Genomic DNA, 21,910 nt, shown 5'->3' on the forward strand with positions numbered 1-21,910 from the left:
ACGCGTGAACATCCACGAATACCAGGCGAAGGAAATCCTTCGCGCCCTTGGTGTGCCGATCCCCGCCGGGGAGGTGGCCACAACGGCGGACGAGGCCGAGGCGATTGCCCGGCGCATCGGCAGCCAGGTTGTCGTCAAGGCACAGGTCCACGCCGGAGGCCGCGGCAAGGCGGGCGGCGTCAAGCTGGCGAAAACGCCACAGGAGGCTCGCGAGAAGGCTGCCGCGATCCTGGGCATGGAGATCAAGGGACTCGTGGTACAAAAGGTCCTGGTCACCGCAGCTTCTGATATCGCGAGCGAAGCCTACGTTGGCATCATCCTGGACCGGGCCACGAAGAAGCCGGTCTTCATGGTGAGTCCGGCCGGCGGCATCGACATCGAGGAGGTGGCCGCCACCACCCCCGAGAAGATCCTCAAGCTTCCCATCGACACGCGGTATGGCCTGCTGCCGTACCAGGCGATGCGGCTCGGGTTCTTCCTCTACGAGGACCTGACGAAGGCGCGCGCGGCGGCGAAGATCATGGGGCAGCTCTACACCGCGTTCATGCAGAGCGGATGTTCGCTCGCGGAGATCAACCCGCTCATCGTCGACACCGCCGGGCAGGTGGTAGCCCTCGACGCCAAGATGGGCATCGACGACAATGAACTGGACCGGCGTCCTGCCATCGCGGCGCTGCGGGACGAGTCTGCGGAAGAGCCCTCCGAGGTGACCGCGCGCAACGCCAACCTGACCTTTATCAAGTTGGACGGCAACGTCGGCTGCTGTGTCAACGGCGCCGGGCTGGCCATGGCCACCATGGACCTGGTGAAATACTACGGCGGCGACCCCGCGAACTTCCTGGACATCGGCGGGTCGTCCAACCCGGAAAAGGTGGTGAACGCACTGCGCATCATCACGTCCGATCCCAACGTGAAGTGCATCCTGTTCAACATCTTCGGTGGCATCACCCGCACCGACGATGTCGCGAACGGGATCGTGACCGCCACCAAACAGAACCCGCTCAAGGTCCCGATCGTGATTCGCCTGACGGGCACCAACGAGGAAATTGCCATGAAGATCCTGACCGAGAACGGCTTCGCCGCCTCGAGTGACATGGATGAGGCCGTCCGCCAGGCGGTGGCACTCGCCACCGGGGGGAAGGCCGCATGAGCGTCTTCATCGACAAGGGCACGCGACTCCTCGTCCAGGGGATCACCGGCCGCGACGGCTCGTTTCACGCGAAGCAGATGATGGAATACGGCACCCAGGTCGTCGGTGGCGTGACACCGGGCAAGGGCGGCCAGATGTTCGAGGGGAGTGTGCCGATCTTCAATACGGTCGCAGCGGCCGTGGCGGCCACGGGGGCCAACACCACGGTGATCTACGTGCCGCCGATGTTCGCGGCGGACGCGATCATGGAGGCGGCGGACGCGGGGCTCCAGCTGATCGTGGCGATCACTGAGGGGGTCCCGGTGCTCGACATGACGCGCGTGCACCCGTTCGTGAAGGAACGCGGCGTCCGGCTCATCGGTCCCAATTGCCCCGGACTCATCACGCCGGGTGCGGCCAAGGTCGGGATCATCCCGGGCCGCATCTGTACCCCGGGCCCGGTGGGTGTCGTGTCCCGGTCCGGCACGCTGACCTATGAAATCGTCTACCAGCTCACTCGCGCGGGCATTGGCCAGACCACCTGCGTGGGGATCGGCGGGGACCCCATCAATGGCACGAACTTCATTGACTGTCTCGCTGCGTTTGAAGCAGATCCGGCGACGCAGGTCGTCTGCATGATGGGCGAAATCGGTGGGACCGACGAGCAGGAGGCGGCCGAGTTCGTCCGAACGCGCATGTCCAAACCGGTCGTTGGGTTCATTGCTGGCCAGACGGCGCCGCCGGGACGCCGGATGGGACACGCGGGAGCGATCATTTCTGGCTCCTCTGGAACTGCGGCAGAGAAGGTGGCGGCTTTCGAGGCCGCAGGGATGGGAGTTGCCAAGCGACCGATCGACTTTGTCGACCTGGTCCGGGCTCGGCTGAAGTAGCACATGCACCCGGGCTCGGCGTCGAGCCCAGGCTCACATTGGAAACCAGATACAGGTGACGTGATATGGCTGGGAACAGGACGTTGACGATCATCAAGCCCGACGCATTTGGCGCCGGCAAGGCAGGGAAGGTCATCGCCCACCTCGAGACCGGTGGGTTTCGGGTGGTGGCCGCGCGGGTCATGCACCTGTCGACCGCTCAGGCGGAGGAGTTCTACGGGGTACATCGCGAGCGCCCGTTTTTCCGGTCGCTGGTCTCGTTCATGACCTCCGGGAAGTGCATGCCCATGATCCTGGAGAAGGCGGACGCCGTGGCCGAGCTACGCCGAGCCATTGGGGCAACGGACCCCGCAGAGGCCGCGGAGGGGACCGTTCGCAAGCTCTACGCCGAGTCGAAGGAACGGAACGCCATCCACGCATCAGATTCGGACGAGAATGCGGTCCGGGAGTCCCGTTTTTTCTTCGCGGAAGCGGAAACGCTATAGGCCTCCGTCGAGGCGGCGTAAGTCTGTAATTCCCAGTAACTTGAAACTCATAGCCCGGCACCCTAGATTGCTGGGCTATGTTGTCCTTTGACCTTCGCGACCTCGAGGCCCAGGCATCCCTGGTCGATGGGGAGCTGCCAGAGTCTGATCCGATCTGGGAGGAAGGTGACGCCCGGCCACAGGGATCGCTCAAGGTCTCCGGTCGGGTATCTGCCGCGGGCGCTGGCCGCTTCTACTTCAGCGGTCACCTCGAGGGGACAGCCACATCGACCTGTCGGCGATGCCTGGAGCCGGTGAATCAGCCGGTGCAGGCGGACGTCCACCTGCTGTTGGTGGACGGGTCGGCAGACGAGGCGGATGAAGCGGACGTCTACGTGATCGACGCCCGCGAACGTGAACTGGACCTACGGCCGGCTATCCGCGAAGAGTGGGTGCTGGCCGCTCCGTCCTACATGGTGTGCTCAGACGCCTGTCAGGGTTTGTGCCCGTCATGCGGCGCCAACCGGAACGTCGGCGCCTGCGGGTGTACCCCCGCGATCGATCCACGCTGGCACGCGCTCTCACCGCACGGCGGCGACGCACGTTAGGCGTTCACTTCCTTTCCCGGCACCACCATGGCTGTCCCGAAACGACGTACCTCCAAGCGCAAGAAGCGCGCGCGCAATACGCACAAGACGGCCGCCGTGGCCGTCATTCAGTCGTGCCCCCGGTGTGGGTCACCCAAGCGCCCGCATCGGGTGTGTGGAGAATGCGGGTATTACGCAGGCAAACAGCGAGTCGCTCCCGCCGAGGCTTGACGCTTGGCGCGCATCGCGCTTGACGCCATGGGGGGGGATCACGCGCCCGGAGCTCCGGTCGTAGGGGCCCTCCTCGCCCTCGATGAACTGGGCCACGACCATCGGGTTCAGCTCGTAGGGATCCCCGATACGATCCGGCACGCCCTCGACGCTGCGCTCGCCGGTGAATGTGCCGGTCATGCGGCCGCCGCGGAGCGCATCGACATTGTGCCCGCGGCCGACGTGATCGACATGGCGGAAAAACCCTCGGCGGTCCTTCGTGGGAAGCCAAACAGCTCCATGCACGTCGGCCTGCGGCTGCAGGTCGACGGCCTTTCGGACGGTTTCGTCTCCGCGGGGAACACCGGCGCGCAGATGGCGGTGTCTTCCCTTGTCCTGCGCCTGCACGAGGGTCTCACGCGCCCGGCCATCAGCACTTTCTTCCCGACGGCCCAACGCCCGGTGGTCGTGCTGGATTCTGGCGCGAACGTGGACTGCTCGGCTGAGGAACTGGTGCAGTTCGCGCGGCTCGGGGCAGTGTACGCCGAAGACCTGCTCGGACGCGACAACCCGGTCGTCGCGCTGCTCTCCATTGGGGAGGAAGCGGAGAAGGGAAATGCGGCCGTGAAGGCCGCCCACCAACTGCTCCGTGCGTCCGGGCTCAACTTCCAGGGAAATGTCGAGGGTCGTGACCTCCCGAACGGGGCCAGCGATCGCGGCCCCTTTGACGTCGTGGTTTGCGATGGCTTCGTCGGAAACGTGGTCCTCAAGTTCTACGAGTCCGTGGCCCCCTTTTTGTTCGGCTTGGTCGCCCGGCACGCCGGGCTCTCTCGGGAGCAATTGGCCGGCGCCTTCAAGGAGCTGGACTACTCCGAGCACGGCGGCGCTCCGCTGCTCGGCGTCAAGGGCGTCAGCATCATCTGTCACGGCAAGTCGGGACCACGCGCGCTCAAGAACGCCGTCAAGCTGGCGGTGCGCGCTGTCGAGTCACGGATGAGCGAACACATGGGGCGACGCCTGACGGAGGCGGCATGAACCGGCCCATCGCCCACCTCGCCGGTGTGGGGTCGTTCGCACCCAGTCGCGTCATGCGCAACGAAGAGTTTGCCGCGCTCGGACTCGACACCAACGATGAGTGGATCGTCCAACGCACCGGAATCCGCGAGCGACACGTGGCCGGGCCGAACGAAACGAACAAGACCATGTCCGCCGCGGCCGCGCGCGTGGCGATGTCGCGCGCTGGCATCACGCCAGGCGACATCGACGTGATCGTGCTGGGAACGGCATCGCCCGATCGCTTGCTCCCGTCCACAGCGGTCGACCTGCAGGCTGAACTCGGCGCCAGTCGCGCGGCGGCCTTCGACGTCATGGCCGCGTGTTCCTCCTGGCTCTACGGGCTGATCGTCGCGGAAGGGCTGATGGCCGCCGGCGGGGCGCAGACGGCCCTGGTGGTTGGCACCGAAAAATTGACCAGCATCGTGGACTGGCAGGACCGTTCGACGTGTGTCCTGTTCGGGGATGGAGCCGGCGCGGCGGTGCTGAAACGGTCGGACGGGACCAAGGGGATCCTCTCCACATTCATGCGCAGTGACGGCACGCTCGCCGAACTGCTGTATCGGCCGACCGGCGGAGCCGCGCACCCGTTCAACCAGCAGGTCCTTGATGATCGGTCGTTCTACGTAAAGATGGAGGGGCGTGAGGTGTTCAAGCACGCCGTGCGGTCGATGTCCGAGGCTACGGATCGCGCCCTCGACGGCGCACGGCTCACGGGCGCCGATATCGACCTCATGATCCCGCACCAGGCCAACATTCGCATCATCGAGGCCACGGCGAAGCACGCCAACGTCTCGATGGACAAGGTGTACGTGAACGTCGACCGCTATGGAAACACCTCGTCGGCTTCCATCGGGCTCGCGCTCGACGAGGCGATGGCCTCAGGCCGGGTGAAGCCGGGATCGACCGTCCTCCTCGTGGCCTTCGGCGCCGGGTTCACCTGGGCCTCGCTCATCGTTCGCTTTTAGGCATGCCATCGGTTGTCGCGCTGTTCCCCGGCCAGGGGTCACAGAAGCCCGGCATGGGCAAGGACCTCGCGGAGGGTGTCGACAGCGCGAGCTCAGTGTTCGCGCGGGCGGATGCGGCCCTCGGTGAGTCGCTCTCGACGTTGTGTTTCGAGGGACCGGCTGAGGCACTCACGCTGACGCATAACGCCCAACCCGCACTGCTCACCCACGGCGCCGCCGTCTGGGCGGCGCTCGTGAGTGCGGCGGGGCCCCATCTGGTGGCCACGGCAGGGCATTCCCTCGGCGAGTTCACCGCATGGCACGCGGCAGGCGCGCTGACACTCGAGGACGCGGTTCGCCTCGTCCGGCGGCGCGGGGAGTTGATGTACGCCACCGGCGTTACGCGGCCTGGGGCCATGGCGGCGATCCTTGGCGAGCCGTCCGAACCTATCGACGCGATCTGCGCCCGGGCCTCAGCAGACCCCGATGGCGGACTCGTCGTCGCGGCGAACTACAACTGTCCTGGGCAGGTGGTGATCTCCGGCGAGGTCGCTGGGGTGCGGAAGGCCATGGAGCTGGCCAAGGCGGCCGGAGCCAAGCGCGCCGTTGAGCTCCCCGTGAGCGGCGCGTTTCACTCACCGTTGATGGCGCCGGCTTCTACGGGCTTGGCGGAGGCGCTCGCACACGTGCCTTTCGGCATGGCTGGCGTCCCGGTCTGTGTGAATGTGTCGGCTGAATTCGAGACCGATCCAGAGCGTGGCCGGGCGCTCCTGGTGGAGCAGCTGACCTCACCGGTCCGATGGACGCAGGTGATCACGGTCCTGGCCGAACGATTTCCTGACGCGCTGTTCGTGGAGATGGGACCCGGGGCGGTGCTGACCGGGCTCGTGCGCAAGATCGCGCCAAGCGTGGCGACCGCCACCTGCGGCACGGCCGCTGAGGTTCACGGCATGATCGAGAGGCTCTCATGAACATTGACTTGACGGGAAGGAATGCGCTCGTAACCGGGAGCACGCGCGGCATTGGCCGAGCGATCGCGAACGCGCTAGCCGCAAGCGGTGCCCGCGTGGGGGTCGTCGGGCGCGACGCGGAGCGGGCTCGCGCGATCGCTTTGGAGGTCGGTGGCGACGCGCGCGGGTTCGGGTGCGACGTGAGCGATCCGGCGCAAATCGTTGCGCTGGTGGAGGATGCCGAGCGGGAGTTCGGGTCGATTGACATCCTCGTGAACAATGCCGGGCTGACGCGGGACAACATCATGCTCCGGCTGAAGGACGACGACTGGAACGCGGTGATCGACGCAAATCTCCGGTCCGCGTTTGTCGCAACCCGGGCCGTGACCCGGGGGATGATGAAGCGCCGTTCAGGTCGCATCATCAACATTGCGAGCGTGGTCGGACTGATCGGAAACAAGGGCCAGACCAATTACGCGGCGTCGAAGGCGGGGCTCATCGGGCTCACCAAGTCAGTCGCCAAGGAGTTCTCGTCGAGAGGCATTCTCGCGAACGTTGTGGCTCCCGGATTCATCGAGACCGACATGACGGCCGCCCTCACGCCCGAGGCTCGTTTGGCATTGTCTGCCCAGATTCCCCTGGAGCGACTGGGGCGGCCCGAGGACGTGGCCGGCGCCGTGTTGTTCCTGTGTTCTGACCTGGCGTCATACATCACCGGGCAGGTGCTTGTGGTGGATGGCGGCATGGTGATGTAAGTCGCGGTATTCCATTATCTTCGAACCACCCCTTTGCCCCAACGGAGCACGACATGGCGGACATGAGCGAGAAGGTCAAGGACATCATCGAGAAGGAGCTCGGCGTCGAGCGGGAGAAGCTCACGGACGAGGCCAGCTTCATCGAGGACCTTGGCGCTGACAGCCTCGACATCGTCGAACTCGTCATGGAGTTCGAGAAGCAGTTCAACATCGACATTCCCGATGAGGACGCGGAGAAGCTCCGCACGGTCGGGGATGCCCTGAAGTACCTGAAGGAAAAGGGGCCCGCCGCGTAACATGAAGCGCCGCGTCGTCATCACCGGCCTCGGGGCCGTCACGTCCGTCGGCCTGGACGTGGCGTCGACGTGGCGCGCGCTCCTCGCTGGCGTCTCCGGGGGCGGCCCCATCACCAAGTTCGACGCCGCCCGCTTCCCGGTCCGGTTTGCCTGCGAGGTGAAGGGCTTCGACCCGCTCCAGTACATGGAGCGGAAGGAAGCCAAGCGGTCGGACGCGTACACGCAGTACGCGGTTGCAGCGTCCCTCCAGGCAATGGCCGACGCCGGGTTCTCCCAGGGTGGGTTCGACCCCGAGATGACCGGGGTCATTGTGGGGTCCGGGGTCGGCGGGCTGAAGAGCTTCGAGGAGCAGCACGATGTCTATCGTGAGCTGGGCCCCTCGAAGATCTCGCCGTTCTTCATCCCGACGTTCATCGCGGACATTGCGTCGGGCGTCGTCTCCATGCGGGTGGGGGCCAAGGGACCGAATTACGCGACGATCTCCGCGTGCTCAACCAGCGCGCACGCCATTGGGGACGCCATGCGCACCATCCAATACGGTGACGCGGACGTCATGGTGTGCGGCGGGGCGGAGGCGTCGGTAACCCCGATGGCGATCGGGGGTTTCGCGAACATGAAGGCGTTGTCGGAGCGCAATGACGACCCCGCGCGCGCGTCGCGACCGTTCGACAAGGATCGCGATGGGTTCGTGATGGGGGAGGGAGCGGGCATACTCGTACTCGAGGTCCTCGAGCACGCCCAGGCACGAGGGGCACGGATTTACGGCGAGGTCGCCGGTTATGGCGCCACCGGCGATGCGTACCACCTCACCGGCCAGCCCGAGGAACACGAGGGGCTGCAGCGCTCCATGCGCCGCGCGTTGAAGGACGCCGGGCTGACGACGGGCGATATCGACTACGTGAACGCGCACGGGACGTCGACCCCGATGAACGACCCGAACGAGGCCAAGGCGATCATGCGCGTCTTCGGCGACGACGCGGCGGGGCTGAGCGTGTCCTCCACCAAGTCGGCGACGGGCCACATGCTGGGGGCCGCCGGAGCGATCGAGGCCATCGCGTGCATTCTGGCGCTGCGCGATCAGGTGGTCCCACCGACCATCAACTTCGTGACGCCCGATCCCGATTGTGGGCCGTTGGACTTCACGCCCAACGAACCGCGATCCCGCGTGATCCGGGCCGCACTATCGAACAGCGCCGGGTTTGGCGGGCACAATGTGTCGCTCGTCATTCGCCAGTTTGTCCCCTGAGGCGCACGTGCCCCCCGCGGTAGATCTCGACCGCATCCGGGACGCCAACCTCCGGCCGATCGCCGAAAAGGTGGCGACCGGCACGCGACTGGACCCGAATGACGCGCTGACGCTGTTCCGCACGCCGGACATCCTCGGCCTCGGGTACCTGGCGGATGCGGCCAACCAGGCGAAGAACGGCCGGGTGGTCACCTTTGCGTCCAACCAGCACATCAATCCGACCAATGTGTGCGTGCTGCGAAAGACCTGCGTCTTTTGCGGCTACGCACGCCTCCCGAAAGAGGAGGGTGCCTACCGTTACACGCTGGAACAGGTGATGGCCGAGGCGGAGACGGCGCGGGAGGGAATGACGCGCGAGTTTCACATCGTGGGTGGGCTCGACATGCAGGCCGGGCTCGAGTACTACGCCACGATGTTCCGCTCGCTCAAGCGCGAATTCCCGCAGGTGCACATCAAGGCGCTCACGGCGGTCGAGATCGCGCACATCGCCCGCATCGAGAAGTTAAGCTGGAAGGAAGTGCTGATCGCGCTGCGTGAGGCCGGCCTCGACACGATGCCGGGCGGCGGGGCAGAGACCTTCAGTGCCGCCGTGCGCGAGCAGATTGCCGATCGCAAGCTCGGAGGTGCCGACTACATCGGGGTGCATCGCGCGGCCCACGAGCTCGGCATTCGGTCCAACTGCACGATGCTCTACGGTCACGTGGAGACAATGGAGGACCGGGTCGCGCATCTCACCATGCTCCGCGACCTGCAGGACGAAACCGGCGGGTACCTCGCGTTCATCCCGCTGGCGTACCATCCCGACGACAATGAGTTGGGCAAGCGGCTCCAGCGACAGGGGCGCGGCACGACGGGGTTCGATGACCTGCGCGTCCTGGCCGTCGGTCGCCTCTTCCTGGACAACTTCCAGCATATCAAGTCACACTGGATCATGGTGACCCCGTTCCTCTCGCAGGTGGCGCTGGCGTTCGGCGTCAACGACCTCGAAGGAACGGTCGTGCGGGAGAAGATTTACCACGCGGTCGGGGCCACCACACCACAGGGACTCCCACTGGCGGAGATCCTCAAGCTGATCCGCGGGGCGCAACGTGTGCCGGCGGAACGTGACGCGTTCTACCAGGTGATTCGTCGCTTCGACGACGACCTCACGCGGGTCGCCGCAGACTGACCGTGCGCGTCGGTCGCATTCCCTACATCAATTGTTTTCCCGTGTACGGGGCGATCGACCGTGGCATCGTGCCCCTCGACGGCCAGCTGGTGACCGGGATCCCGAGCCTGCTCAATGCGCGCATGGCCGCCGGCGCATTGGATGTCTCGGTGGTTTCCGCCGTGGAGTACGCGCGAGACGCCGCGCGGTACTTGCTGCTTCCCGACCTCGCGATCTCGTGCGACGGACCGGTGCGTTCCGTGATGTTGTTTTCCCGGCGCCCGGCTGGGGAACTCGGTGGCCGCCGCGTGGTGCTCTCACGCTCCTCCATGACCAGTGTAGCGCTGTTGGAGCTGTTGTTTGACGCAGTCTGGAAGGCGCGTCCCGAGTTCGTGCCGGGTGACGCCGAGATGGCCGATCTCAAGGCGTTCGCCCAGGATGAGCACGACGCGCGCCTGGTCATTGGCGACGCGGCACTGCTGCTGCAGTCGCCGGGCACGACTGCCGAGGACCGACCGGCGTATCCGTACGTCTACGACCTCGGGGAGGAGTGGTTGCAGTGGACCGGGCACCCATTCGTTTTCGCCGTATGGGTGGCGCAGCGGACGACCCCGGCGCGCGACGCCCTGACCACCCATGCGGCGCTTCTCGCGTCGCGCGACTGGGGGCTCCAACACCTCGGCCCCCTGTCGGAGCAGGCGGCACAGCAGACCGGCGTGCCTGCCGACGAGTGCCGACGCTACCTCGAGGGACTCGACTATGGGCTGGGACTGAGATACCTCGCTGGACTGACCGAGTTCTTCGCCCGGCTCAGTGCGGCGGGGAAGGTACCGTCGACCACCCTGCAGTTCCTTGCCGCCTGACCTCGTGTCGCCGTTGCCGTCCCTCCCGGCGCTACCTTTCGTCCTGAACTCGTGACCTCCGCGGAGTGTCCCGCCCCATGAACCGCGACCTGCTGGACTTCTATACCAATGCACCACTCCTCGAGCTCGGTCTCGAGGCGGATCGCGTGCGTGCGGCAAAACACCCGCACCAGACGGTCACGTACATCGTGGACCGCAACATCAACTACACGAACGTCTGTGTGGCCGATTGCGGGTTCTGCGCGTTCTACCGGCGACCAAAACACGCGGAAGGCTACACCCTGTCTTTTGAGCAAATTGGCCAGAAGATCGAGGAGACCAAGGCGTTAGGCGGCGTACAGATCCTGATCCAGGGAGGCCACAATCCGTACATCCCCTTCGAGTGGTACCTGGACCTGCTGCGCTACATCAAGCGGAACCACCCCATTCACATTCATGGGTTCAGCCCAAGTGAGGTGGACTTCTTCTCGCAGGTCTTCCGGATGGACGCCACGGACGTCATTCGCGAACTGAAGGGCGCTGGGCTCGACTCCATTCCAGGCGGCGGCGGCGAGATCCTGGTCCAGCGGGTGCGCGACATCGCCGCTCCCAAGAAGGCGGGGGCTGATCGATGGCTGGAAATCATGGAGCTGGCACACCAGGCCGGCATGAAGACCTCGGTCACGATGATGTATGGCCTCGGAGAAACGCTGGCCGAGCGGATCGAGCACCTCCAGCGGGTGCGGGATGTCCAGGCGCGCACCGGGGGATTCACGGCCTTCATCACGTGGCCACTTCAACCCGAGAACACGCCGGAGTTCTCCCATATGGAGAAGACGGGCGCGGTGGACTACCTGCGCACCGTCGCCATCTCGCGCATCGTGCTGGACAACGTTCCGAACCTGCAGAGCAGCTGGGTGACGATGGGGATGAAGGTGGGGCAGCTGGCGCTCCGGTTTGGGTGCAACGACTTCGGGTCCCTGATGATCGAGGAGAATGTCGTCAGTGCCGCCAACACGACCCACCGCACGACGACCGAGGAACTGGAGCGCCTGATCCGTGATGCCGGGTTCACCCCGGCGCGTCGGCGCCAGGACTATTCCATCATCCCGATCGAACACCCCGTGGCTGCCTGAGATGACCATGCACGCCCGCACCGGCATCGGATACGATTCCCACCGCTTCGCCGACGGCGGCCCGCTGCGACTCGGCGGTGTCGACATCCCGGGAGATCGCCATCTCGTGGGGCACTCGGACGCCGACGCCGTGTGCCATGCCGTGACGGACGCGATCCTCGGCGCGGCGTGCCTCGGGGACATCGGCAGCATGTTCCCCGACACGGATCCGGCGAATCGCGGGCGCGATTCCATCGATATGCTGGAGCGCGCGATGGGGCGGGTCCGCCAGGAACAGCGACTCCGTGTGGAGCACGTCGACATTACGGTGATCACGGAGTCGCCAAAGATCGGGCCCTACCGCGACGCGATGGGCGCACGCATCGCCGAGGCGTTAGGCATCCCGGCCGGCCACGTGAACGTCAAGGCCAAGACCAACGAGGGGATGGGGTGGATCGGTCGCGGCGAGGGCCTGGCGTGCATCGCGGCCGCGACCCTGATGCCCTGAGGATGGAGTCACTCGACGCCGCGCTGGCCTGGCTGACCACCCTGCCACCCGGTGCGCTGCTGGCACTGATGGCCGTACTTGCCGCCGTCGAGAACATCTTCCCCCCTATCCCCGCGGACATCCTGGTCGCGTTCGGGAGTTTTCTGGCCGCACGGTCCGCGGAGCCGGCGTGGCCGGCGTTCCTCGCCGTGTGGGGGGGGAACCTGCTGGGCGCCTGGCTGATGTACCTCATGGGTCGGCGGTTTGGGGCCGAACGGGTGGAGCGCCGTTACCACCTGGATCGCACCGGCGGCGCCGATGCGCGCATCCTGGGCTGGCACCGCAAGTACGGAACGGCCGCCTTCTTCCTGACCCGCTTCATCCCGGGGCTGCGCGCGGTGGTGCCGCCCGTGGCAGGGGCCTTGCGCATTCCACCCCTAGGTGTGATAAGCGCGATGGGGCTCGCCAGCGGGATCTGGTATGGCGCCATTACCTGGCTGGCCTTTCGTGCCGGCACCAACTGGGATTCGTTGCGAGGGGGCATTGCGCGGCTCGGCTCCTGGTCTGCTGGCCTCGCCGGCGCGGCCGTCGTCGTGGTCGCGGCCGTGTGGTGGTATCACCGTCGCCTTCATGCCCGCCCGACGCGCCCGCCTGCCTGACGAGGCGTCCCGGGCCTTCGCGCTCGAGCGCTTCGACGACTTCCTCGCCCTCGAGGAGGGGGCATCCTCGCGCACGCGCGAGGCCTACGGGCGCGACGTCGCACGGCTCGCCACCTTCTGCCTCGCGCGTGGACGTGGACGCGTCACCGACATCGACCACCCACTGCTCCGGGAGTTCACCTGGCACCTCAAGGACAGCGGATTGGCTGCACCGTCCATTCGGCGCACCATCGCCGGGGTGCGGACCTGGTGCCGCTTCCTTGTGTCCGAAGGGCTGCTCGCGGCCGATCCGAGTGACCGGCTCGAACTGCCCCGGCGAACGCGTGAATTGCCCGACGTCCTCACGGCCACCGATGTCGAGCGACTCCTGACGGCCGGTGACCAGGACCATCCGCAGTTCTTTCGCGATCGCGCGATGCTCGAACTGGCGTACAGCGCCGGCCTGCGCGTGTCCGAGTGGATCGGGATCGGCATCAAGGATGTGGACTTCCAGGAGGGCGTCGTCCGCGTCTTTGGCAAGGGGGGCAAGGAACGCCTGGTGCCGATCGGCCGAAGCGCCATCACGGCGGTTTCGATCTACCTGCGTGAGGGACGACCGCGACTCGAGCATGGCGAAGGAAAGGGTGCCTTGTTCCTGAACGCGCGCGGAAAACCCCTGAGCCGCATGGGGGCCTGGCAGGTATTGCGCGCGTGGGTCAAGCGCGCCGGGATCACCAAGCACGTGTCCCCGCACACCCTCCGCCATTCGTTTGCCACACACCTGTTGGAGGGCGGCGCCGACCTGCGCGCCGTGCAGGAGATGCTGGGTCACGCCGACATCTCGACGACGCAGATCTACACCCACCTGGATCGGGACTACCTGCACACGGTGCATCGGCAGTACCATCCCCGAGGATGAGCTACCGCCGCCGCTTCCTGCTCACGACCGCCGCCCTGCTGGGGATCGCGGCGGTTGGCATGGTGACCGTGGTCGCCCCGGTAGTGGACCGCCGGATGAACACCGTCATCCCCGGCAGTGACTCCATGGTTTCGGCGGCCGCGCTGGCACTCCACCACGCGGCGACCATCGTCGACCTGCACGCTGACGCACTGCTTTGGCAGCGCGACCTGAATGACCGCCATGCCCATGGTCACGTCGATCTGCCACGACTGCGCGACGGCCACGTCGGGCTCCAGGTGTTCAGCGTCGTGACCAAAACGCCGCGCGGCATCAACTACGAACGCAACACCGGCGAGACCGACAACATCACACTGCTCGCGATGGCCGAGCGGTACCCGCCGCGGGCGTGGCGTTCCCTCCGGGAGCGCGCGTTGTGGCAAGCACGTCGGTTCGACCAGATGGCTGGGGCGTCGGCCGGCGCGCTGCGACCGGTTCGCACCGTCGGGGACCTCGACCGGCTCCTCTCGGCGCGTGCGGGTGGGACCGAAGTCATTGGCGGGATACTCGCGACCGAGGGACTGCACCCGGCGGAAGGCGTGCTTGAAAACGTGGACACGCTGTTCGCCGCCGGGTTTCGCATCTTCGGGCTCACCCATTTCTTCGACAACGAAGTTGGGGGATCCGCGCATGGAGTCTCGCGCGGCGGGTTGACCGCCTTCGGTCGCACCGCCATTGATCGCATCGCAGCGTTAGGCGGCGTTGTCGACGTGGCACACGCCTCACCGGCGCTGCTTGACGACGTGCTCGGGGCATCGGCAGCGGCCGTGATGGTGAGCCACACGGGCGTCCAGGGGACCTGTCCCGGCCCGCGCAACCTGTCGGACGACCAACTGCGGGCCATTGCCGCCCGCGGCGGCCTGGTGGGGATCGGGTTCTGGGACGGGGCCATCTGTGAGGTGAGCGCCGCGTCGTTTGCGCGAGCGGTCCGGCACGCGCTCGCCGTGGCGGGGGATAGCGTGGTCGCCCTGGGCTCCGACTTCGACGGGGCCACGCGCATGCCGTTCGATGTCAGTGGGATCCCCCGGCTGACCGAGGCGATGTTGCACGCTGGCTTGACTCCGGAACAGGTCCGCGCGGTGCTGGGCGAGAACGCCGTAGCGTTCCTGCGGCGACACCTCCCGCCCTAGGCTGTTCTTCGCACCGGTGGCGGACTAACTTGACGAGCGTGCCTGAAACGACCCCGCACGCCTCTCCAGCGCCGCCATGCCCGTCCTGGCCGTAATCCCCGCCAGGCTGGGCGCGACCCGCCTCCCGCGAAAGCCCCTCCGGCTCCTTGGTGGCCAACCGCTCGTCCTCCGGGTTCTGGACCGCGTCGTGGGGCTCGGCGTGGCGGACGCCGTGGTCGTGGCGTCGGACGCCGATGAGGTGCACGCGGCGGTCCGCGCCCACGGAGGGACGAGCGTCGACACCCGGGAGGACCACCCATCCGGAACGGACCGCGTGGCCGAGGTGGCATCGCGCCCGGAGTACCAGTCGTTCGACGTCGTGCTGAACGTGCAGGGCGACGAGCCCTTTGTGTCGGCCGATGTGCTGCGGGGCGCCGTGCGGATGTGCGAGCGCTTTCCGCTGGGCACCGTCGCGGTGCGTCGAGGAGCGGCGGTCCTGCAGGAGCCGAGCGTGGTGAAGGTCGTGTGCGACGCATCGGGCCGCGCGATGTACTTTTCGCGAGCACCCATACCGTGGTTGCGCGACGCCGCGGACCGCGCCGTGCACGAGCCCCTCGTGCTCCAGCACGTAGGGGTGTACGCCTACCGACGTGGGGCCTTGCAAGACTGGGTGCAGCTGCCGGTGCACCCACTGGAGCAAGTGGAGCGACTGGAGCAACTTCGACCGCTGGCAGCGGGGATGGGCATGGGGGTGGCCGTGCTGGACGGCCCGCTCGACGGGGGCATTGACACGGAAGACGACCTGGCCCGCGCGAACGCGCGCTGGCATGACCTTTTCGCTGGACGGAGCTGACATGCAGACCGGTGCCACGACGCCGCAGACCACGCGTTTCATTTTTGTCACCGGGGGCGTCGTTTCGTCGCTAGGGAAGGGAATCGCCGCCGCCTCGCTCGGCCGCCTGCTCGTCGAGCGGGGGCTGCGGGTCTCGATCATGAAGTTCGACCCGTACCTCAACGTCGACCCCGGCACGATGTCGCCATTTCAGCACGGCGAGGTCTTCGTGACCGACGACGGCGCCGAGACCGACCTCGACCTCGGGCACTACGAGCGGTTCATCGACCGGCCGTTGTCGCAGCTCAACAACGTGACGACGGGGCGCATCTACCTCAATGTCATCACGAAGGAGCGACGCGGCGAGTACCAGGGCCACACGGTCCAGGTGATCCCGCACATCACCGACGAGATCAAGTCGCACATGAAGCGCATGGCGCCCGAGAACGATGTCGTCATCGTGGAAATCGGGGGGACCGTCGGCGATATCGAGTCCTTGCCGTTCCTGGAGGCCATCCGCCAGTTTCGCCAGGAGGTCGGCAAGCAGAACGCGATGTTTATCCACCTCACCCTGGTTCCCTACATCTCAGCAGCGGGCGAGGTCAAGACCAAACCCACGCAGCATTCGGTGCGCGAGCTCATGGAGATCGGGATCCAGCCGGACGTGCTCATCTGTCGCACCGAGCGCGCCCTCGGCGACGACGTGAAGCGCAAGATCGCCCTCTTCTGCAACGTGGAATTCGGCAACGTGATCGAGAGCGTCGACGTGCCGACGATCTACCAGATCCCGCTCAGCTTCCACGAACAGGGGCTCGACGAGCGCGTCATGACCCGCCTCAACCTGAGCGGCCGCCAGCCGGACCTGGGGCGCTGGGAGACCCTGGTCAACCGCGTCATCCGTCCCCGAGACAAGGTCCGCATCGCGGTGGTGGGCAAGTACACACAGTTTGTCGACAGCTACAAGAGTGTCCAGGAAGCGCTGATTCACGGTGGGATCGGAAATGATGTCGGCGTGGAGATCAAGTGGCTGTCGAGCGATGACTTTACGTCGCCGGAACGTGGACGCGAGATCCTCGCCGGATATCACGGACTCCTCGTGCCGGGCGGCTATGGGGTCCGCGGCGTGGAAGGCATGATCGAAGCGATCCGCGCCGCGCGCGAGATGCGGCTGCCGTTCTTCGGCATTTGCCTGGGGATGCAGGTGGCCCTCATCGAATTCGCGCGCAACGTGCTCGGGCTGGACGATTCCAACTCCAGTGAGTTCAAGCCGGAGTGCGCGCACCCGGTGGTCTCCCTCCTGGAGGAACAGAAGCACATCACCGACATTGGCGGCACGCAACGGCTCGGCGCGTACCCCTGCCGGCTGGTGAAGGGCAGCAAGGCTGCCGAGATCTACGGCGCGCCCGAGGTCAGCGAGCGCCATCGCCACCGCTACGAGGTGTCCAACGCCTATCGGGAGCAATTCGAGGAACACGGCTTGCGCCTGGCCGGGCTCTCGCCTGACGAGTCGCTCGTCGAGATCGTCGAGCACGCGTCACATCCGTGGTTCATTGGGTGCCAGTTCCACCCGGAACTCAAGTCGCGCCCGACGAACCCGCACCCGTTGTTCCAGAGCTTTGTCGGGGCCGCCATGCGTCGGAAGGCAGCGACCCCGACGAGTGTTCCGGCCGCCGTGGCCCACGACGCGTCCTGATGCCATATCACGGGTTCCCGACCAGGCAGCTCTTCCTCATTGCCGGGCCGTGCGTAATCGAGGACGACGCGCTCAACCTGCGCGTCGGCGAGGCGCTGGCTCGCCTGGCGGATCGCCTACCGGGGGGCGTGATCTACAAGGCGTCGTTCGACAAGGCCAACCGCTCGAATGCAGGCGCCGCCCGTGGACCGGGAATGCACGAGGGACTGGAGGCGCTCCGTCGCGTCGGTGTGGCGACCGGGCTGCCCCTGCTGACGGATGTGCACCTGCCGGAGCAGTGCGCCGCCGCGGCGGACGTGGTGGACATCCTGCAGATCCCGGCCTTCCTTTGTCGGCAGACCGACCTCCTGGAGGCCGCCGCAGCCACGGGGAAGCCGGTCAACATCAAGAAGGGGCAGTGGATGCATCCCGAGGGAATGTCCGGAGCGGTCGCCAAGGTCCGGGCCGCAGCACCCGCGGGCTCAACCAACGGCGTCGCCGTCACCGAGCGCGGGACGTTCTTCGGGTACGGCGACCTCGTGGTGGACATGCGCGCCTTCGAGCGCCTCCGGGCCGCCACACACGCGCCCGTGATCTTCGACGGCACACACTCCGTGCAGCAGCCGGGCCGTGGGGAAGGGGGAAGCAGCGGGGGCGCACGGGAGCACATCCCGACGCTTGTGCTCGCGGCCGCCGCGGCCGGTATCGATGGACTCTTCCTCGAGACCCACCCCGACCCCGCACACGCCCCCAGCGACGGCGCGAACATGCTGCCCCTGGAGACCCTGCCGCGGCTCATCGAGCGCGTGGTGCACGTGTGGGAGGCGGCCCGCGCATGACGGTGCCCCCGTTCGCCGGCATTGGCGACACAGAGGAGGGACGCCAGCTCGCCGCGAGGATTCGTCTCGTCGGGCTCGATGTCGACGGCGTGCTCACCGACGGTGGCATCTACCTGGGCGACGTGGCGGGCCAACGCCTGGAGTTCAAGCGGTATGAGATCCAGGACGGGCTCGGCATCAAGATGCTCCAGAAGGCCGGGATCCTCGTGGCCATCATCACGGGCCGCGTGTCCGAGAGCGTCGCGTTGCGTGCGCGTGAGTTGGGGGTCGACGACCTCGTGCAGGATGTGCACGCCCGCAAGCTCATCGCCCTCCGCGACCTGGCGGCCCGGCACGGCGTCGACTTCAACGAAATGGCGTTCGTCGGGGATGACCTGCCCGACGTTGGCGCGCTGCAGGTGGTTGGGCTGCCCGTAGTCGTGGCGAACGCCTCGGCCGATGCCCGGGCGGCCGCACGCTTCACCCTGTCACGGCGCGGGGGCGACGGCGCCATTCGCGAGTTCGCCGAAGTCTTGCTCAACACACGCGGGGAGTGGAACGCCCTCGCGACCTGGTATGTCGAGAGCCGCGCCGTGGGAGCCCAAGCATGAGTGACGACCTCGTGCTGCTGCAGGGCCGGCGCGTGCTCGCCCTCGAGGCCGAAGGACTCCTCGAGGCCAGCAAGCGTCTCGACGGGGCGTTCGCCACGGCGGTCCGGCTGATCGTGCAGGCCACCGGGCGCGTCATCGTCAGCGGCGTCGGCAAGTCCGGGCTCATCGCGCGCAAAATCGCCGCGACGCTCACCTCCACCGGGACCCCCGCGAGCTTCCTCCATCCGGTCGAGAGCCTGCATGGGGACCTGGGCATCGTGGGACGCGACGACGTCGCCATCCTCCTCTCCAAGAGCGGGGAGAGCGAGGAGCTGCTGACGCTCCTCAGCCACCTGACGCGGTTCGGGACGCGCACCATCGCCATCACCGGCCACGCCGACTCGTCGCTGGCCCGCGCCTGTGACGCGTCACTCGACGGCTCCGTGCGTGAGGAGGCGTGCCCGCATGACCTCGCCCCGACGACCAGCACGACCGTGGCCCTCGCGTTAGGCGACGCGCTCGCGGTCGCCGTGCTGGCACAGAAGGGATTCCAGCGCGACGACTTCGCTCGCCTGCATCCAGGGGGCGCCCTCGGCCGCAAACTGATCCTCCGCGTCGCGGACGTGATGGAGGCGCACGACCTGCCTGTGCTGCCGCCCACGGCGCAGGTGCGTGAGGCCACGGTCATGCTGGCCCGTCGTCGGGGCATCGTCGCCCTGTGCGATGCCGAGCACCGCATCGTGGGCGTCTTCACCGCTGGCGACCTGACGCGGACCTTGGAACGGTCGGATCGGGCCCTCGAGCTGGGCCTGGCCGAGCTCATGACGCGGGCACCGAAAGTGGCGCGTCAGGGGGAACTTGCCTCGGCCGTGGTGTACCGGATGGAGCAATCCGGCATCGTTGCGATGCCGGTCATCAATGACCAGGAGCAACTCGTGGGGGTGGTGCACTTGCATGACTTGATGCGCGCGGGGGTTGCATGAGGTGGTTTGTTTTGAGCCTGGCGCTCACCCTCTCCATCGCCTGCCGGGAGACCACGACCCAGGCCACCAAGGCCCCGGCGACCACGGCGGACTCCGCCGACCAAACCATGTTCGGCGTGCAGTTCTTCGTCACGGACGCGGGCTTGCGTCGGGCGGAAGTCAAGGCGGACACGGCCTACATGTTCGAGGAGAATACCCGCACCGAGTTGCGCGCGGTGAAGGCCACGTTCTTCCAGACGGCGGGAGACAAGGACTCCGACCTGACCTCCCGGCAAGGAACCTATAATTCCCGCCTCGGCAGCATGGAGGCGCGCGGGGACGTGGTGGTCAACAGCGTCGCGGGACGTAAGTTGACCACGCCTCACCTGCGCTTCGACCCGACCCGGAACGAAATCTCGTCCGATAGCACCTTTGAGCTGCGCGAGAAGAACGGACGCATCTTGCGTGGCGTCGGCTTTGTGTCGGATCCCGACCTGAACGCGGTGCGCGTGCTCAAGGGATTCCAGTCCAGCGGTAACAAGGTCACGCTCCCATCGCGATGAGCGGCCCCACGGTGCGTCGTCTCGGCCTCCTGGTCCTCGCGCTCGCGGCCTGTGGCCGCAGCACCCCGCGAGCCGTGGTCGTCCCGACGCCCGTCCCGAGCGGAGTCGACGCCCTGCCGACCGCCCCAACGCGCGACACCACCCCCGTGCCGTACGTGGTGCCCCCGGCCGTGGACTCGGCGCGCAAGACCCCGCCGCGCGCGGCAGAGCGGCCGGTGAATCGCTGCACCTTCGATCTCGAGAACACCCCGGAGTCGCGCGGGTTGGCCGTAAAGGACCCGATCTCACAGAAATACACCTCTTACGTCGGCGGCGGAGTGATCGGGCGCTGCGTCGGACAATCGCTGCGCATCTTTGCCGACTCCGCCGAGAGCTACGAGCAGAACCGCCTGTACTACCTCATCGGCAAGGTCAAGTACCGGGAAGACCGGGTCACGCTGGACGCTGACCGGCTGACCTACTACCAAGCCGAGGAGCGCCTGGTCGCCGAAGGCAATGTCGTGGTGATCATGAAGGACTCGTCGCGCATGACTGGCCCGCGCGCCGAGTACTTCCGCGCTGTGCGCGGCGTGCGGACCGCCAGCCGCGTGATCATGACGGCGCGGCCGACCCTCCACATGTATGAGACCGACTCGGTAGGCAAGCGGCAGCCCGACCCCGTGCAGTTGGTGGCGGACAACATCATTGGGGAAGGGGACACGCTGTTCACCGCCTTTGGGCGCGTCGAGCTCGACCGGACAGACCTTACTGCGCGCGGCGATTCGGCCACGCTGGACAACCTCAAGCAGTATTCCCGCCTCATGAAGGGTCCGCGGGTGGAGAGCAAGGGAAAGGACGCCTTCTCGCTTACTGGACGCGTGATCGATGTCTTCGGACGCACCCGCAAGGTGGAGCGCGTACTCTCCGTCGATTCCGCCAGTGCCGTCAGCAAGGACCTGACGCTCTCGGCCGACACGGTGGACCTGCGGGTCACCGACAACCGGCTCGACCGAGCCTTTGCATTCGGGCCTTCGCGCGCGAATGCAATCACGAAGGAACGGCGCATCACGGCGGATTCGCTCGACGTGCGCATGCCCGGACAGCGCCTGCGTGAGTTGTTCGCGGTACGCGGGGCGTACGCCGAAAGCGATGTGGACACGCTCAAGATCGTGTCCACAGAACGCGATTGGCTCCGCGGCGACACTATCGTCGCTCGGTTCGACAGCATCCCGGCGCGAGACACGACATCGCAGCCCACCCTTCGCGACCTGGTCGCAAAGGGCCAGGCGAGTTCGTTCTACCAGATGCCATCCAATCGCGGCGAGAAGGACAAGCCCGGGCTTTCGTATGTGCGCGGTCGCGTGATCGCCCTCGACTTCAAGGCGCGGGAGGTCCAGACCGTGACCGTAACGGATTCTGTCGCTGGGCTGTTCCTTGAAGCGACTCCTCCCGATACCCTTCCTCCGGATAAGGCGCGCGCCGTGAAGCGCCCCACACGGGCCCCGGTACCGGCCCGGCCGGGGGCCGCACCACGTCGTCGCCCGGGACCGGGACTCCGCGAATGACCGACGAACTACCTGACGACGACATCTCGCAACGCATCGAGGGACTGACCGGCGGCGATCGTTCGCTGGCGTTCGGTCTCCATGCGCTGATCGTCAGCGCGTCCCC

The 21,910-nt window shown here is 66.8% G+C and carries 25 protein-coding genes; all 25 read left to right on the top strand.

What is annotated here, in order from left to right; all coding sequences use genetic code 11:
* The first annotated feature begins 4 nt into the window (after positions 1–4).
* The 25 genes from sucC (at position 5) to IPK85_18095 (ending at position 21,804) form a co-directional block, all read left to right on the top strand.
* Positions 5–1,150 carry an ADP-forming succinate--CoA ligase subunit beta gene (gene sucC, locus IPK85_17975; protein MBK8249267.1) on the top strand — a complete coding sequence of 382 codons (1,146 nt, stop codon included), beginning with the start codon at positions 5–7 and terminating at the stop codon, positions 1,148–1,150.
* Positions 1,147–2,019: a succinate--CoA ligase subunit alpha gene (gene sucD / locus IPK85_17980; GenBank protein MBK8249268.1), complete on the top strand. Its 873-nt coding sequence runs from the start codon at positions 1,147–1,149 to the stop codon at positions 2,017–2,019. The genes sucC and sucD overlap by 4 nt, the downstream gene beginning before the upstream one ends.
* Before the next feature lie 65 nt (positions 2,020–2,084).
* Entirely contained in the window at positions 2,085–2,504 is a 420-nt protein-coding gene (gene ndk, locus IPK85_17985; protein MBK8249269.1) for a nucleoside-diphosphate kinase, read from the top strand.
* A gap of 77 nt (positions 2,505–2,581) precedes the next feature.
* Positions 2,582–3,091 carry a DUF177 domain-containing protein gene (locus IPK85_17990; protein ID MBK8249270.1) on the top strand — a complete coding sequence of 170 codons (510 nt, stop codon included), beginning with the start codon at positions 2,582–2,584 and terminating at the stop codon, positions 3,089–3,091.
* 27 nt (positions 3,092–3,118) lie between these two features.
* Positions 3,119–3,301 carry a 50S ribosomal protein L32 gene (gene rpmF / locus IPK85_17995; GenBank protein MBK8249271.1) on the top strand — a complete coding sequence of 61 codons (183 nt, stop codon included), beginning with the start codon at positions 3,119–3,121 and terminating at the stop codon, positions 3,299–3,301.
* A gap of 3 nt (positions 3,302–3,304) precedes the next feature.
* Positions 3,305–4,315, top strand: coding sequence for a phosphate acyltransferase PlsX (gene plsX, locus IPK85_18000; protein MBK8249272.1), 1,011 nt, complete (start codon positions 3,305–3,307; stop codon positions 4,313–4,315).
* The gene (locus IPK85_18005) at positions 4,312–5,301 is read left to right on the top strand and encodes a ketoacyl-ACP synthase III (GenBank protein MBK8249273.1); all 990 of its coding nucleotides are present in this window, start codon (positions 4,312–4,314) and stop codon (positions 5,299–5,301) included. The genes plsX and IPK85_18005 overlap by 4 nt, the downstream gene beginning before the upstream one ends.
* A 2-nt stretch (positions 5,302–5,303) precedes the next feature.
* The gene (gene fabD / locus IPK85_18010) at positions 5,304–6,251 is read left to right on the top strand and encodes an ACP S-malonyltransferase (protein MBK8249274.1); all 948 of its coding nucleotides are present in this window, start codon (positions 5,304–5,306) and stop codon (positions 6,249–6,251) included.
* Complete coding sequence (gene fabG / locus IPK85_18015; GenBank protein ID MBK8249275.1) at positions 6,248–6,985, top strand: 3-oxoacyl-[acyl-carrier-protein] reductase; 738 nt, start codon at positions 6,248–6,250, stop codon at positions 6,983–6,985. Before fabD ends, fabG begins: the two co-directional genes overlap by 4 nt.
* Before the next feature lie 53 nt (positions 6,986–7,038).
* Positions 7,039–7,281, top strand: a complete 243-nt coding sequence (locus IPK85_18020) for an acyl carrier protein (protein MBK8249276.1) — start codon at positions 7,039–7,041, stop codon at positions 7,279–7,281.
* Position 7,282: 1 nt separating this feature from the next.
* The gene (gene fabF / locus IPK85_18025; GenBank protein ID MBK8249277.1) at positions 7,283–8,527 is read left to right on the top strand and encodes a beta-ketoacyl-ACP synthase II; all 1,245 of its coding nucleotides are present in this window, start codon (positions 7,283–7,285) and stop codon (positions 8,525–8,527) included.
* Positions 8,493–9,695: a CofH family radical SAM protein gene (locus tag IPK85_18030; GenBank protein MBK8249278.1), complete on the top strand. Its 1,203-nt coding sequence runs from the start codon at positions 8,493–8,495 to the stop codon at positions 9,693–9,695. The genes fabF and IPK85_18030 overlap by 35 nt, the downstream gene beginning before the upstream one ends.
* A 2-nt stretch (positions 9,696–9,697) precedes the next feature.
* Positions 9,698–10,537 (top strand): menaquinone biosynthesis protein, encoded by an 840-nt coding sequence (locus IPK85_18035; protein ID MBK8249279.1) that lies wholly within the window; start codon positions 9,698–9,700, stop codon positions 10,535–10,537.
* 77 nt (positions 10,538–10,614) lie between these two features.
* Complete coding sequence (mqnC, locus tag IPK85_18040; GenBank protein ID MBK8249280.1) at positions 10,615–11,652, top strand: dehypoxanthine futalosine cyclase; 1,038 nt, start codon at positions 10,615–10,617, stop codon at positions 11,650–11,652.
* 1 nt (position 11,653) lies between these two features.
* Complete coding sequence (gene ispF, locus IPK85_18045) at positions 11,654–12,139, top strand: 2-C-methyl-D-erythritol 2,4-cyclodiphosphate synthase (GenBank protein MBK8249281.1); 486 nt, start codon at positions 11,654–11,656, stop codon at positions 12,137–12,139.
* A gap of 2 nt (positions 12,140–12,141) precedes the next feature.
* Complete coding sequence (locus IPK85_18050; protein MBK8249282.1) at positions 12,142–12,777, top strand: DedA family protein; 636 nt, start codon at positions 12,142–12,144, stop codon at positions 12,775–12,777.
* Positions 12,749–13,675: a site-specific tyrosine recombinase XerD gene (gene xerD / locus IPK85_18055; protein MBK8249283.1), complete on the top strand. Its 927-nt coding sequence runs from the start codon at positions 12,749–12,751 to the stop codon at positions 13,673–13,675. The genes IPK85_18050 and xerD overlap by 29 nt, the downstream gene beginning before the upstream one ends.
* On the top strand, positions 13,672–14,844 hold the full coding sequence (locus tag IPK85_18060) for a membrane dipeptidase (protein MBK8249284.1): 1,173 nt from the start codon (positions 13,672–13,674) through the stop codon (positions 14,842–14,844). The genes xerD and IPK85_18060 overlap by 4 nt, the downstream gene beginning before the upstream one ends.
* A gap of 76 nt (positions 14,845–14,920) precedes the next feature.
* A complete protein-coding gene (gene kdsB / locus IPK85_18065; GenBank protein MBK8249285.1) occupies positions 14,921–15,676 on the top strand; it encodes a 3-deoxy-manno-octulosonate cytidylyltransferase in 756 nt (251 codons plus the stop codon).
* Position 15,677: 1 nt separating this feature from the next.
* On the top strand, positions 15,678–17,348 hold the full coding sequence (locus tag IPK85_18070) for a CTP synthase (GenBank protein ID MBK8249286.1): 1,671 nt from the start codon (positions 15,678–15,680) through the stop codon (positions 17,346–17,348).
* Positions 17,348–18,166 (top strand): 3-deoxy-8-phosphooctulonate synthase, encoded by an 819-nt coding sequence (kdsA, locus tag IPK85_18075; GenBank protein ID MBK8249287.1) that lies wholly within the window; start codon positions 17,348–17,350, stop codon positions 18,164–18,166. The genes IPK85_18070 and kdsA overlap by 1 nt, the downstream gene beginning before the upstream one ends.
* A complete protein-coding gene (locus IPK85_18080; GenBank protein MBK8249288.1) occupies positions 18,163–18,756 on the top strand; it encodes an HAD hydrolase family protein in 594 nt (197 codons plus the stop codon). Before kdsA ends, IPK85_18080 begins: the two co-directional genes overlap by 4 nt.
* Entirely contained in the window at positions 18,753–19,718 is a 966-nt protein-coding gene (locus IPK85_18085) for a KpsF/GutQ family sugar-phosphate isomerase (GenBank protein MBK8249289.1), read from the top strand. Before IPK85_18080 ends, IPK85_18085 begins: the two co-directional genes overlap by 4 nt.
* Entirely contained in the window at positions 19,715–20,260 is a 546-nt protein-coding gene (gene lptC, locus IPK85_18090) for an LPS export ABC transporter periplasmic protein LptC (GenBank protein ID MBK8249290.1), read from the top strand. The genes IPK85_18085 and lptC overlap by 4 nt, the downstream gene beginning before the upstream one ends.
* Complete coding sequence (locus IPK85_18095; protein ID MBK8249291.1) at positions 20,257–21,804, top strand: hypothetical protein; 1,548 nt, start codon at positions 20,257–20,259, stop codon at positions 21,802–21,804. Before lptC ends, IPK85_18095 begins: the two co-directional genes overlap by 4 nt.
* Positions 21,805–21,910 lie beyond the last annotated feature (106 nt).

The sequence above is a fragment of the Gemmatimonadota bacterium genome, from assembly GCA_016712265.1.
In the GTDB taxonomy this organism is placed as follows: domain Bacteria; phylum Gemmatimonadota; class Gemmatimonadetes; order Gemmatimonadales; family Gemmatimonadaceae; genus RBC101.